Source organism: Flavobacterium sp. I3-2 (assembly GCF_013389595.1).
In the GTDB taxonomy this organism is placed as follows: domain Bacteria; phylum Bacteroidota; class Bacteroidia; order Flavobacteriales; family Flavobacteriaceae; genus Flavobacterium.
On the sequence record NZ_CP058306.1, the window covers coordinates 2,819,280 to 2,832,259 of the forward strand.

Sequence of the window (12,980 nt, forward strand, 5' to 3'; positions counted from 1 at the left end):
TTAAATGAATAGAAAATCCATTATAAAAAATTTAGTTGACTTACGTTTTTTTATTTTTAAAAGCCTCATTGGTGTGCTTATTTCAACAATTTTATCTCTTATCTTTTATCGGTTTATTTTTGAAGAGATTATATTTGCACCTGTAAATAAAAATTTCATAACTTATAAAATCTATTGTCAATTAGTTAGCTCATATAGAATAGATCCTTCCTTATGTGTAGAAAAATTTAATTTTATATTACAAAATAGAACCATGGAGGGACAATTAAGTGTATTAATATATACCTCAATTACATTTGGTTTTATACTATCCTTTCCTTGGATAATTTTTCAGCTTTTAACTTATATTAAAGAAAAGTTTTCAGCTTCTAAGTCAATTAATTTAAAGTTTCAAGTTTTAAATATTTCTTTATTGTTTTTTGTTGGGGTGATATTTGGATACTATATTATTGTTCCCCTTTCTATTAGCTTTCTAACAAATGTCCAAATCAGTTCAATAATTAAAAATCAAATTGATATTGGTTCATACATTTCGTTATTAAGAAGTACTATAATTGCAACAGGTGTTATTTTCAATTTGCCAATTCTAGTTTATTATCTTAACAAATTAGGAATAGTTAATCATGATTTATTAAAACATTATAGACGATATGCTTACGTTATTATATTAATAGCTTCAGCAATTATTACGCCTCCTGATGTTTTAAGTCTAATATTATTAGTTATTCCATTATTTTGTTTATATGAAATTAGTACCTATTTATGTAAATTCAATCGAACAGTTAACATATAAAACTAAAATCATTAGTTATCTTTTACTTATAGTATGTTCTACAATAATATTGCTACTTCAATACCAAGGGATTAAACTCTATCCAATTATCAACAATTATTGCAATGATTTTATTTCCATGACACTTACATTAAAGATATGTAGTTTAATTCTAAAAAAATTGTATGGTTTTATTTTAGTTGACAACATTGGATATATGCTAATTATTTGGTTATACTATGGTTTCGTTTTTGAGATTATATTTCCATTTTGGTATACAAGATATACATTTGATTTTTTTGATTTTATTGCTTATTTCTTAGGTTTAATTTTATTTTTAATTCTTGAATGCTATGATTACAAGAAAATGTTTAAAATGTGGAATTTTCACAGATAACAGTACTGCGTGTAAAAACTGTTTGGAACCTTTTATAACTGAAGATAAAATAAAAGAAGAAATTAAAAAAGATTATGAATACAGACAACAAAAATCAGTAGACGAGTTTAAATTTATGACTTTCGTTAATAAATTGACCATTCATAAGTTTTTAGTCGTGAGGTTGTTTGGTAATATTCTGAAGAGTATTATCATAACCATTTTTTTTATAGTTTCGTTAATTGCTTATTTAATCGCGCTAATTGCAGCTTAATATTATAATTTTAAATTAAAACCATGATTCAATCTATCAATCTAAAAGTATTTAAAGAATTTGTAAAATCAAGTAACTTTGGAGGTTTATTACTCTTTTTATGTGTAATTCTCTCTTTAATTATTGCCAACACATCCTTATCAGAAAGTTTACAAAACATTTTAGATTATAAATTTGGAATTGAAAATGAATATGTACATTTAAATTACAGTACATCTATGTGGATTAATGATGGGTTGATGGCTGTTTTTTTTCTTCTAGTCGGCTTAGAAATAAAAAGAGAAATTGTTGAAGGGGAATTGTCTTCACCTAAAAAGGCAATAGTACCAATACTTGCAGCCATTGGGGGCGCTATTGTACCTGCTTTTATTTATGTCTTTTTTAATAATAGTGAAGCTAGTGCGAGTGGTTGGGGAATACCTATGGCTACGGATATAGCTTTTGCTTTGGCTGTTATTTCACTTCTAGATAAAAGAATTCCAATAAGTTTAAAAATTTTCTTAGCTGCATTAGCCATTGTTGACGATTTAATAGCTATACTAGTCATTGCTGTATTTTACTCATCGGGTATAGATCTAACCTATCTTGGCTATTCAGGAATTGGATTAATCGTTTTAATTTTAATGAATCGTTTTCAAGTTAAAAATCCATATTTATACTTAATTCCTGGAATATTTATTTGGTACTTTATTCATCATTCTGGAATTCACGCAACAATAGCCGGTGTATTAGTTGCAATGACTATCCCTACAAATGATACTGCTGTAGAATCACCTTTAGAAAGATTAGAACATGCTTTGGTGAAACCTGTTAATTTCTTAATTATACCGATTTTTGCGTTTGCAAACACTAATATTACGATAGAAAATGAAATGATTCAAGGCCTTACATCACCTTTAGGTCTAGGAATAGGATTGGGACTTATTTTAGGAAAACCTATTGGAATTGTATTGAGTACTATTATTTGTTCTAAACTTAAGATAGGTCAACTTCCTGAAGGTAGTAACTTTAAACATATTATTGGAATAGGATTTCTTGCAGGAATTGGCTTTACTATGTCAATTTTTATTTCTAATCTATCATTTTCAGATTCTACTTTCGTAGAAGAAGCAAAGTTGGCTGTTTTATGTTCCTCTTTAATTGCAGGTGTTTTAGGCTTTGTATTATTAAGATCTACAAAAAGATAAACCTCTAATTTACTACATATTTCAAATATTAGATATCTACAAACAAAACTTGATTAATTTTAAGAATTTCGTATAAAAAAAGTTAATTAAGACGCGTTTTTTTTATTATTATCAAATTAATTGTAAATTGAGAGAATTAACATTAAAATTCTAACAATATGCAAGTGATTAAATGGGATGAAACGAACAAACCTTCTGATTTAAAAATAAATAATATTATTAATTTTTTATATGAAAATTTAGAAGAGTATGGCGATACAAAAGAAGACATTCGCAAATGTCTTAAGTATGTATTTAATGAATTGACCGAAAGAACAACTTCTGGTTTTATAATTGAAGCTTTAGAAAATTCTGAAATCATAGGGATTTCTGTTATAAACGAAACGGGAATGTCTGGTTATATTCCGGAAAATATTTTAGTTTATATTGCCACATGCAAAAAAAATAGAGGAAAAGGAATTGGTAAACTTTTAATGTTAAAAATCATTGAAGAAACAAAAGGTAATATTGCACTACATGTAGAAAATGATAATCCAGCAAAGTATTTATATGAAAAATTAGGCTTCACAAATAAGTATTTAGAAATGAGATTAGAAAAATAAGATGGCACATATTATACTAAACAAAGACAAACTTTATCATAATTATAAATATCTTAATGCTTTCTTTAAAGATCAAGAAATTGAATGGTCTGTAGTAACCAAAATATTATGTGGAAACAAATGTTTTTTAGAAATTCTTTTTTCTCTTGATATTAAAAGCTTTTCGGATTCTAGAATCAGTAATTTAAAAATTATAAAAAATAGAAAACCTGATTGCACAACAATCTATATTAAACCACCTGCTAAAGGGGTAATTAGTGAAATTATTAAATATGCAGACGTTAGCCTAAACTCTAGCTTATATACTATTAAGCTTTTAGATGAGGAAGCTAAAAAGAATAACAAAAAGCATCAAATAATTTTAATGATTGATTTAGGAGAACTACGCGAGGGTGTAATGAGAGAAGATTTTTTAGAATTGTTTGATAATGCTCATCAATTAAGTAATATAGAAATTATTGGAATTGGAAGTAATTTATCATGTTTGTATGGGATATTGCCAAACTCTGATAAACTTAATCAGTTATACCTTTATAAACAGCTTGTAGAGTTAAAATACAAAACTAAATTAAAATATATTTCAGGCGGCTCTTCAGTGACTATACCCTTGTTACAAAATAAACTTATAGATAGTAAGATTAATCATTTTAGAATTGGTGAAACTTTATTTATGGGTACTAATGCTTATGATCAATCAAATTATAAAGAACTAAAACAAAATGTTTTTGAACTCTGTGCTGAAATAATTGAATTATATGAAAAACCATTAATCCCATCTGGTGAAATGGGAACTTCTGTTACTGGTGACATCCCAAAGTTTAATTTAAATGATTTGGGTAAAAAAAGTATTCGGGCTTTAATTGATATTGGTTTATTGGATGTAGATATTAAATATTTAAATCCTTTAGATGACCATATTAAAATTGAAGCAGCTACTTCAGACATAATTGTTCTTGATCTGGGAAAAAATGAGCATAATTATGCAGTAGGTAGCATTGTTACATTACAATTAGATTATATGGGAATTGTTAGAATTATGAATTCAAGGTATATTGACAAAGTAATAACAACATAGATCATTCATCTTTTTTGATATCTTCTACTAATTAATAGTAAAGATTACAACATTTAAAGTTTAATCAGAAACCCTTCAAAATTGGAGGGTTTCTTGTAATATAATAAGATTTTAATTATTGAAAGAAAGAACTGTTTCCTATATAAATTATATCTTTTATTTCATTTTTAAACAAATTCGAAAGATGTTTTACAATTTTCATTCAAAATGATAAAAGCACTGAAAATTTTTCCTGATTTACTTTTCATTCCTTTTAGCAGTCCTGTTTTACCCTTACTTATCAATGCCTCAATGTTATTGATTGTTAACTGTATGCCGCAAATGTTTCTAAACTGTACCCAATTACAAAGTTCGTCTGAGCATTTCACAATCTGATCCCGAATTAGAAGATGATTCGTTTTACATTTAGGACAAGTTAATTTTGGTTGACTATTTTGGATAGTAGTAGTTTGAAGTAATTCTTCTGTAATGGATTTTGTTAATACTTCAATTTCTTTTTGAAAAGTATTGGGATTTAGTTTTCTGGTTTCGATTTTCTCAAATTGAATCTCCCATTCAGCTGTTAAAGCTACATCTACAATTTTCATATTTTTTACTTTATGATAAACAAACAAGCCTTTTTGGGTTGGAAGTAATGCTTTTTTTTGTCTTTCAATATAGTTACGTTTAAATAAAGTTTCGATGATTGACGCTCTGGTTGCTGGTGTTCCAATTCCGATATTCTTTAATATTTTTTTTGCTTCATCATTTTCAATAGTATTTCCAGCGTTTTCCATTTCTGATAAAAGACTTGCTTCTGTATAAAGCATTGGAGGTTTGGTTTGTTTTTCTAACATTAATGCCTTTTAATTTTTAGCTCGTCTCCTACTTTAAGATTTGGTAAATGTTGTAATAGCTCATTATCATCTTCAGAAAGACTTCCTTTTATAGCTCTCCACCCCACGTCTACTATTTTAACAACTTTTATTGTAAATTCGTAATGTAGTACTTCTAAATTCACAACTGTTATTTCTTTAATACAAGATGATGAAAGGGCTTCAAGCAATCGAAAAACGATCAAATTATAAATTGCATTTTCTTTTGCCGATAAAGCTGAAGGAATTTTATCTGTGATTAATAATCCGTGGTGATCGGTGACTCTCAGATCATTTACAATACGTTTATTGAAACGCCCCCATTTTAACTTAGATACTTCTAATTTATACTTTTCATGCTCTTGTAAAGCTCTTAATAACTTCGGAATTTCATCCCACATGTCCTCAGGAATGTGTTTACTTCCGGTTCTAGGATACGTTATGAATTTCTTCTCGTAGAGACTTTGTGCAATATTTAAGGTATCTTCTGCTGTAAGGTTTAGCTTTTTATTTGCTTCTTTTTGCAGTCCCGTTAAATCAAATAATAATGGAGCTTGTTCTGTGAGGTTTCTGTTTTCTATTAATGCAACGGTAGCTTTTTCATTACGTTGAATGGACTTTAAGGAATTTATTGCTGCATTTTGTTCGTTCCATTTTATTTGCGAACTACCTTTAAACTCTATATAATCTTTATTAAATAGAAGTTCTATTTGCCAATAATTACTAACTTCGAAACTTCTATTGTCTAAAAAACGTTTACAGATTAATGCTAAAGTTGGGGTTTGTACTCGACCTAAAGAATACATTCCGTTGCCTACAGCAATACTGAGTGCTTGTGTAGCATTTATTCCCACAAGCCAATCTGAACGACTACGTCCTTGGGCAGCATAATACAAGCCATCAAAAGTATTTCCTTCTTTCAGATTTTCAAATCCTTGTTTAATCGCTTTTTCGGTAAGAGAACTAATCCAAAGTCTTTGAAATGGTTTGGTACAATTTAAATAAGCATAGATTTGTCTGAATATTAACTCTCCTTCCCTACCAGCATCTGTAGCTACAATAATACTTTCACTTTTATCGAAGAGCTTTTCTATAATTTTAAGCTGTTTTAAAGCTCCTGGATCTATGGTGTATTTAGTGTCTTTTTTTACTTTTCGAACGGTTAATAAAAATGGATTAGGAAGTATGGGCAAATTTGCTTTTTCAAAACCCGACAATCCATAATCCTCAGGCATGGCTAAACCTACTAGGTGACCAAAAGCCCAAGTAATATAATAACCATTACCTTTTAAGTAACCATCGTTTTTTTCCGTTACACCTAGCACATAAGCAATTTCTCTTGCAACACTTGGTTTTTCTGTGATGATCGTTTTCATAAATTGCTAGATTTTTTGTCTTTTGGATTTTACAGTCGGTTGTTGTTTTTCTTGATCTACTTTTTGTTTTGGCTTTTCAGGATTGTTTTGAGCGGACTTTAAGGGTTCTTTTATTTTTTTGGTTGCTTCATTTGTTTTTCCTTCAGAATTTACAGCAACTTGTGTTTTATGGGCTTGTGTTGGTTTAGCTTGTTCTTTTAATTTGTTTGGATTTTGAAATGAGAATTCAATTTTTCCAAACTCTTTATTCATCGTGATGTATCCTTGATAATTCTGTCCTTTTTTATCAACTAAACCATCAACATAGACCGTTTGTCCCTCTTTAAGTTTATTATATTGATCATCGTTGAGATCTTTTCCTCTAAAAGCTTTTGGTGTTTCTTGAGGAGGATTTGGTTTGTTTTGGGTTTGTGAAGGATTGGTATTTTTATCAAATTGAAACTCCACATAACGTTTATCTGCATTAAATTGTACGATGGCTGAGAATTCGGTGCCTTTTTTGGAAATCATTCCTTCGAGTTTTAAAGGCTTACCTTCTTGCAGAGTTTGCTTTTGAGCTTCATTTAGTTTTACTCCTTTAATTTCGTCTGGAATTTTAATAAATTCTGATTTAAGTGCAATTAATTCATTTGTTAACTTGTCAATACTAACAATTGAAGGAATATTTTCTCCTGTTTTAGAATTAACCAAATTAACTACTCGTCCCATATTACCTGTTTCTAGTAAATTTTTTTTGTCTTGATCTGTAAATTGGTGTCCGAAAAATTCAAAATTTAAATTAGGCTCTTTTCTAATTCCATGAATTGCTGCAACTATTTTACCCTCTTCTGTTTGTTGTAACGACACGCGAGCGTCTGTTCTAACAATTGCTCCTCCCATATTTACGCTAATAGGAACTAATTCGTTGGTTTTATAACCTTTTAATAGGGGATCTAAAAGATTTAATTTTTCAAGTCGTTCTTTACTCAATCCTAGATTGTTCATTGTTGACCAATCGATTTGGTCGGTTTTAAAACGATATTCATTCAATTCTGTTGGTGTTTGTGATTTTTCCATATGATTTTGATTTTTAATTTCATTATTTAAATTACGGTCAAACTTAATTTCGTGTTCTTCCATTGATTTTTTACCTAAGGATGTTAGATCATTGATTTGTTCTTGAAATTGCTGTGCCTTTTCAATAGCTTGTTTTGCAGGAATTTTAAAAAAAATAAATTGGGTAGGATCTTTTAATTGTCTTAAAAAATTTGAAACAAAATTTGAAATGAAATCACCCTGTTTATCAATTTTGACAAATTGACTTTCGTTTTTATTGATTGGAGAAACTGTTTTCATTTTCCCATTTTCATCAATATTCTTGACAGCTTTTATTTTCATTTTTTCTTTGTCTAATACCAGTAAAATATCATGTAGTTGATCAGAACTTTCATGTGTTTTGACTTTTTCTTTTTCCATTGTCTATATTTTAAAATCTAGAAACGAAAATAGTTGGGGATCTATTTATTCTAATTGGTTTGACTTTTAGTGGTAAGCTTTGTCATTGATTGTCTTTCTTTTTAGGTAAAGTAGGATTTAAGCTGTCACGAATAAATTGATGAACATCTGATAATTTATAATAAATTTTCCCGCTGATGGTGTAATAGGCAAGTTTACCAGAAGAACGGTATCGCTGTAGTGAACGACTACTGATTTTTAAAATTTGTAAAACATCTTGATTATCTAACAGCTCCTCTCCATCGATGCTATTACGTTTATTTTGTAAATTATACATGTGCTCACTCAAAATATTGAAACGTTCCATTATTCGTTCCATCCATGCTAAAAATTCAATTCTTTCTATGTTCATAGTATTCGGTTTAAGTTTACTATGCAAAATTGAAGCTTGACGATAAATGTTTAAGCCAAGTATTGCCAATTGGTTTTGCTGATTTAAGAAAATATTAACACTTCGTAAAAATCACTGATTTAATCAATAATATGAGGGGTTTATTAGTGCAAGTGAAAGATGAATTAAACTATAAGTCAATTGGTATATGTGGGTAGAAAAAAAGTTTTTTTGGAGAATTTGGAAAGTAAAAAAAAATTACAAATTATAGAAGACTGATATCATAGACAACTAATGCAAAACTAAGCTACTTTATTCCCTTTGAATGATAATAAACCTAAATAAAATTAGGTTGCAAAAAATTAAAATTTGATTGATATGGAAAACATGCTAACAAAAGATGATTTAAGACAATTGCGTATTCTTATTGTGAATGATATTAAAGAATTTTTGGAAATAGAAATAAAAAAAACTAATGAAGATGATTTAAATTCAGAATGGCTTAGAAGTAAATCGGTAAGAAAATTTCTTGATATATCTCCTGGGACACTTCAGAACTTGCGTATCTCTGGAAAAATTCAATTCAAACAAATAATGGGATCTTACTATTATAAAAAAAGCGATTTAATAAACATGTTTAAATAATATTGTTTTATGAAAACTCAACAATTATTTATCATTTTTGATAAAATTAATAAAGATGATAGAATAAACGTTTGGCATATCTCTTTATTATTGGCAATATGCAGACTATCTCATTTACAAAATGATGTGAATAATATAAGAGTAAGTAGGTCAAAACTTATGCAGTTATCACATATACGTACTTTTCCAACGTATCATAAATATTTTAAGGAATTACAAACTTTTGGGTACATTAAATACTTTCCATCTTACCATCCAGGTTTTAGAAGTTTAATACAATTAAACATAGTATAATGATGATAATTCTTTACTTAAATATCATCAAATTCTCATAGATGAATAATTTAAAATAGATTTTTTATCATACTAATAAAAAAAGTGGATAAAATCACCAAAACTAACTATTTGATTACTAATCAAAAGAAAAAAGTTTCCGTTTTTTATTAAAAAATGTATTTAGAAACTTGGTAGATATTAAAAACAGGGCTATATTTGCACCGTTGAAAATAACAAAAGTACAAGCTTTTAAAATATTCAACATGGAAATAATATTTTCATTCAAGTTCTAAATTTTACGCATATTGATTAAAGATTTAATATCTTAAATTGTAAGCTAAATAATATATTTAATCAGTTTCAAGTTAATTTCAAAATTGTGGCAATTTCGTGGCAATTTTATTTAACTAATTGAAAACAGCTGATTTTATTAACTTTAAGAGATTAGGTTCAAATACCTCTTTCTCCGCAAAGTGTAACCAACACTAAAATGGCGAGGTAGCTCAGTTGGTTAGAGCGCAGGATTCATAACCCTGAGGTCACGGGTTCAACTCCCGTCTTCGCTACGACAAAGGAAACAAGAAATTGTTTCCTTTTTTTTATAATAAATTTTATAAAAAAATTTGTTAAAAAATCTATATCTTCTATCTTAGCGTTATATTAATCAAAAAATAAAAATTGCAATGGATGCGCAAAAAGTTGATATGTTCATGATGACAAACGCTAAATATTTTGAAAGTCATCAGATATATAACATTAGAAATTTATTATTAGAATTAGATGATTCAAAATGGGCTTATATCTCTTCTATTCAATTTAAAGACCCAACAACTATTTTAATTGTTTCGCTATTAGCTGGATTATTTGGAATCGATAGATTTATGATTGGTGACGTAGGAATAGGAATTGGTAAACTTTTAACTTGTGGTGGTTTCTACATTTGGGCAATTGTTGACTTATTTTTAATTATGGGAGCGACACGCGAAAAAAATTTTGAAACCTTAATGATGTACGCTAGATTATGATAAAATCTAGAAACAAGCTGTATTTTTTCATATTTACAGCTTGTATCTTTAGTTACATTTGGCTGATTTATAATTTTATTAATATAAAGAAAGAAGCTGGAATTACAGTTTGTCATTTTAAAAATTTAACTTCACTACCCTGCCCTTCTTGTGGTTCTACAAGATCGGTTTTATCAATTTTAAAAGGAAATTTACCAGAAGCTTTTGTTATAAATCCTCTTGGATTCATTATTTTTTTAATTTTAATGATTATTCCAATTTGGATTTTATATGATTTCGTACTCAAAAAAGAATCATTTTTCAATTTTTACAAAGCTTTTGAAAAAAAAATGAGTAAACCAAAATTCTATATTCCTGCAATTATTCTGTTAGTATTAAATTGGATTTGGAACATAAATAAACAGCTATGATAAAAGTTAAAAAATTAAATTTTACGCCAACTGAACATGAAAGAGAAAAAGCTTCAAATAGTTATCTCATGTCTTTGGTTGGAATTATTGTTGGATTACCAATACCGATTGTAAATCTGATTTGTACATTAATATTCTTTTTTGCAAATAGAAAATCGACCTATTTTGTAAAATGGCATTGTACACAAGCATTGATTTCCCAATTCATTTTACTAATTGTCAATAACATTGCTTTTTGGTGGACCATTTCAATAATTATTGATTTTAACAATATCTCAAATGCTTATTTTGCTTATCTATTGGTTTTAGTTATTTTTAATATAACCGAATTTGTTATGACTGTTTATTCAGCAATTGAAACAAGAAAAGGTGTTCAAGTTGAATGGTGGATTTACGGAAGTTTAACTAATTTAATTTTAAGTCCTAAAAATGAAAAAGATATTATTTGAACTTTCAATTACAATTTGTTTCTTTTTAGGAATTTGGTTCGGTTTTACTCAAATTGATTGGGTTAATATTTTTAAAATAAACGAACTAAATTCAAAAACTGAAGAAAAATTAGGTGAATTAACCTGGGAATATTATTCCATGGGTGAGGACGAAATTAAAAACAAGAATATTAAACAAACTGTTGATTCTTTGGTAAATCATATTGCGACTGCAAACGGTATTGATACTAATTCTATTAAAATTCATATCATCAATACAAACGAAGTAAATGCTTTTGCATTACCTGATGGTCACTTGGTTTTAAATTCACAGTTGATTATTGAATCTAAAAATCAAGAAGAACTTTTAGGTGTCATTTCACATGAATTAGCACATATACAACTGGATCATATAAACGAAAAATTAACTCAAGAAATTGGTTTAACTGTTTTACTTTCTGCAATTTCAGGTAGCAATAATCAAGTGATAGGAAATATAGTACACACACTTTCTTCAACTGCTTTTGATCGAAAAAAAGAAGAAGAAGCTGATTTGACTGCTGTTATTTATTTAGAAAAAGCAAACGTTAACCCGATTCCTTTTGCAGATTTTTTGAGAAGAATTTCGAAAAACGAATCAAATACAGAATTTGAAAATTGGATCAGTACACATCCTAATTCAAAAGAAAGATCTAAATCCGTTTTCAGAAAAATCAATAAATCAAAAATAGATTATAATCAAGTTGTTACTGATTCGACATGGAATAAACTACAAGTACAACTTCTAAATTTTGAATAATTAATAAAAAAAACGATTTAAATCAAACTAACTTTAATCAATAACATCTGAAAATTCAATTAATTGACATTTTTAGCACAGGAATTTCAGTTGATAAGGTACAATCAAAAGTAAATCAATTATTGTGTTATTTACCAGAAGTTTGTGCTCCAAATTTAGATTATGATAATTTATTTCGAAATATAATAATGAATTTTATGGATGCTCATGATTTTGATGTCCGTGCGGTAAAAAAATCATGTGTTCATATAGTAAATAAAGATTTAAAATTAATTCCTTTCGAAACAATGAATTTATTCTACAGAGATGACAAACGCAATTATTTAGATGAATTACGTAAAAATGACAAAGTTCTTTTTTAATTAAATATTAAAAACTTGTCTTTCAGAATTTAAAATATTATTTTTGTACAAAATATTAAATAATGAACCTTTCTAACTATTATTTATCGGATAACAGATTAGAACGACTTTTCAGTTCGTTATACTATTTGCTTGACGATATTTTCCTAAAAGATTCAAAAGAATTTATCACTTCTACCCTGTAAATACTCCTACAGGGTCACTTTTGTATCAATAAATAAAACTTATTAGAAATAAATATACTGCATCTAAATTTCATTAGAGAGCTGGAGTATTGTATTTATTAAATTTTTTTAAAAAAATATCATGTCAGAAAATATCATTTTAACAACCGGAGTTTATGATTTAATAAAAGATCACGTTCGTAGAAGAAAAGTTACTAAAGTTGAAGAAGAAATTCTTTTAAACGAATTAAAATTTGCCAAACAAGTAGTCAGAAAAGAATTACCAAACGATATTGTTACAGTTGATAGAATCGTAACTGTTAAAACAGAAAACGAAACTAAAACTGTAACTTTTGTAGGACCTTCAAAAGCTAAACCAAACAAAAACAAATTTTCTATTTTATCTGATGTAGGAATCGCTATTGTTGGTTACAAAGAAGGTGACATTGTAAAATGGCCTACAAATGATGGTGAAATTTCTTATGAGATTTTGAAAGTAGAAAAAATTCAAGATAATTAATACAATCAAA

At 27.8% G+C, this 12,980-nt stretch carries 13 protein-coding genes, 1 tRNA gene and 2 pseudogenes; 13 read left to right on the forward strand and 3 right to left on the reverse strand.

The features are described from left to right. Positions 1 to 4: 4 nt before the first annotated feature. From tatC to HW119_RS13495, 5 genes are all read left to right on the forward strand, one after another. Entirely contained in the window at positions 5 to 793 is a 789-nt protein-coding gene (tatC, locus tag HW119_RS13475) for a twin-arginine translocase subunit TatC (protein WP_177765219.1), read from the forward strand. Between the two features lie 398 nt (positions 794 to 1,191). After that, positions 1,192 to 1,422, forward strand: a complete 231-nt coding sequence (locus tag HW119_RS13480) for a hypothetical protein (RefSeq protein ID WP_218620364.1) — start codon at positions 1,192 to 1,194, stop codon at positions 1,420 to 1,422. A gap of 23 nt (positions 1,423 to 1,445) precedes the next feature. Continuing rightward, positions 1,446 to 2,609 carry a Na+/H+ antiporter NhaA gene (nhaA, locus tag HW119_RS13485; protein WP_177765221.1) on the forward strand — a complete coding sequence of 388 codons (1,164 nt, stop codon included), beginning with the start codon at positions 1,446 to 1,448 and terminating at the stop codon, positions 2,607 to 2,609. Positions 2,610 to 2,767: 158 nt separating this feature from the next. Next, entirely contained in the window at positions 2,768 to 3,211 is a 444-nt protein-coding gene (locus HW119_RS13490; protein WP_177765223.1) for a GNAT family N-acetyltransferase, read from the forward strand. A gap of 1 nt (position 3,212) precedes the next feature. Next, positions 3,213 to 4,286: an alanine racemase gene (locus tag HW119_RS13495; protein WP_177765225.1), complete on the forward strand. Its 1,074-nt coding sequence runs from the start codon at positions 3,213 to 3,215 to the stop codon at positions 4,284 to 4,286. 167 nt (positions 4,287 to 4,453) lie between these two features. Here the strand turns inward: HW119_RS13495 and HW119_RS13500 are convergent. The 3 genes and pseudogenes from HW119_RS13500 to HW119_RS13510 form a co-directional block, all read right to left on the reverse strand. Continuing rightward, a pseudogene (locus HW119_RS13500) lies at positions 4,454 to 6,516 on the reverse strand (DNA topoisomerase). 6 nt (positions 6,517 to 6,522) lie between these two features. Then, a complete protein-coding gene (locus HW119_RS13505; protein WP_177765227.1) occupies positions 6,523 to 7,971 on the reverse strand; it encodes a DUF3945 domain-containing protein in 1,449 nt (482 codons plus the stop codon). Positions 7,972 to 8,053: 82 nt separating this feature from the next. Continuing rightward, positions 8,054 to 8,362 (reverse strand): helix-turn-helix domain-containing protein, encoded by a 309-nt coding sequence (locus HW119_RS13510; protein WP_177765229.1) that lies wholly within the window; start codon positions 8,360 to 8,362, stop codon positions 8,054 to 8,056. A gap of 357 nt (positions 8,363 to 8,719) precedes the next feature. Here HW119_RS13510 and HW119_RS13515 point away from each other — a divergent pair, with 357 nt between their 5' ends. The 8 genes and pseudogenes from HW119_RS13515 to HW119_RS13550 all read left to right on the forward strand — a co-directional run bounded on the left by HW119_RS13515 (position 8,720) and on the right by HW119_RS13550 (position 12,970). Beyond that, positions 8,720 to 8,986 (forward strand): helix-turn-helix domain-containing protein, encoded by a 267-nt coding sequence (locus tag HW119_RS13515; RefSeq protein WP_177765231.1) that lies wholly within the window; start codon positions 8,720 to 8,722, stop codon positions 8,984 to 8,986. Positions 8,987 to 9,754: 768 nt separating this feature from the next. Next, a tRNA-Met gene (locus HW119_RS13520) sits at positions 9,755 to 9,828 on the forward strand. A 117-nt stretch (positions 9,829 to 9,945) separates the two neighbouring features. Further along, positions 9,946 to 10,287 carry a TM2 domain-containing protein gene (locus HW119_RS13525; protein WP_177765233.1) on the forward strand — a complete coding sequence of 114 codons (342 nt, stop codon included), beginning with the start codon at positions 9,946 to 9,948 and terminating at the stop codon, positions 10,285 to 10,287. Next, a complete protein-coding gene (locus tag HW119_RS16950; RefSeq protein WP_177765235.1) occupies positions 10,284 to 10,697 on the forward strand; it encodes a DUF2752 domain-containing protein in 414 nt (137 codons plus the stop codon). Before HW119_RS13525 ends, HW119_RS16950 begins: the two co-directional genes overlap by 4 nt. Further along, positions 10,694 to 11,146, forward strand: a complete 453-nt coding sequence (locus tag HW119_RS13535) for a DUF4870 domain-containing protein (protein WP_177765237.1) — start codon at positions 10,694 to 10,696, stop codon at positions 11,144 to 11,146. Before HW119_RS16950 ends, HW119_RS13535 begins: the two co-directional genes overlap by 4 nt. Continuing rightward, positions 11,127 to 11,924 (forward strand): M48 family metallopeptidase, encoded by a 798-nt coding sequence (locus HW119_RS13540; protein ID WP_177765239.1) that lies wholly within the window; start codon positions 11,127 to 11,129, stop codon positions 11,922 to 11,924. The genes HW119_RS13535 and HW119_RS13540 overlap by 20 nt, the downstream gene beginning before the upstream one ends. A gap of 47 nt (positions 11,925 to 11,971) precedes the next feature. Beyond that, a pseudogene (locus HW119_RS13545) lies at positions 11,972 to 12,286 on the forward strand (radical SAM protein); the annotation flags it as partial. Positions 12,287 to 12,592: 306 nt separating this feature from the next. Next, entirely contained in the window at positions 12,593 to 12,970 is a 378-nt protein-coding gene (locus HW119_RS13550) for a GreA/GreB family elongation factor (protein WP_177765241.1), read from the forward strand. Positions 12,971 to 12,980 lie beyond the last annotated feature (10 nt).

Excerpts from the sequence above, each read along its gene's own strand:
- HW119_RS13490 (WP_177765223.1), top strand. The coding sequence starts at position 2,768 with ATGCAAGTGATTAAATGGGATGAAACGAACAAACCTTCTGATTTAAAA.
- HW119_RS16950 (WP_177765235.1), top strand. The coding sequence starts at position 10,284 with ATGATAAAATCTAGAAACAAGCTGTATTTTTTCATATTTACAGCTTGT.
- HW119_RS13515 (WP_177765231.1), top strand. The coding sequence starts at position 8,720 with ATGGAAAACATGCTAACAAAAGATGATTTAAGACAATTGCGTATTCTT.
- nhaA (WP_177765221.1), top strand. The coding sequence starts at position 1,446 with ATGATTCAATCTATCAATCTAAAAGTATTTAAAGAATTTGTAAAATCA.
- tatC (WP_177765219.1), top strand. The coding sequence starts at position 5 with ATGAATAGAAAATCCATTATAAAAAATTTAGTTGACTTACGTTTTTTT.
- HW119_RS13525 (WP_177765233.1), top strand. The coding sequence starts at position 9,946 with ATGGATGCGCAAAAAGTTGATATGTTCATGATGACAAACGCTAAATAT.
- HW119_RS13535 (WP_177765237.1), top strand. The coding sequence starts at position 10,694 with ATGATAAAAGTTAAAAAATTAAATTTTACGCCAACTGAACATGAAAGA.
- HW119_RS13510 (WP_177765229.1), bottom strand. The coding sequence starts at position 8,362 with ATGAACATAGAAAGAATTGAATTTTTAGCATGGATGGAACGAATAATG.
- HW119_RS13505 (WP_177765227.1), bottom strand. The coding sequence starts at position 7,971 with ATGGAAAAAGAAAAAGTCAAAACACATGAAAGTTCTGATCAACTACAT.
- HW119_RS13550 (WP_177765241.1), top strand. The coding sequence starts at position 12,593 with ATGTCAGAAAATATCATTTTAACAACCGGAGTTTATGATTTAATAAAA.
- HW119_RS13495 (WP_177765225.1), top strand. The coding sequence starts at position 3,213 with ATGGCACATATTATACTAAACAAAGACAAACTTTATCATAATTATAAA.
- HW119_RS13540 (WP_177765239.1), top strand. The coding sequence starts at position 11,127 with ATGAAAAAGATATTATTTGAACTTTCAATTACAATTTGTTTCTTTTTA.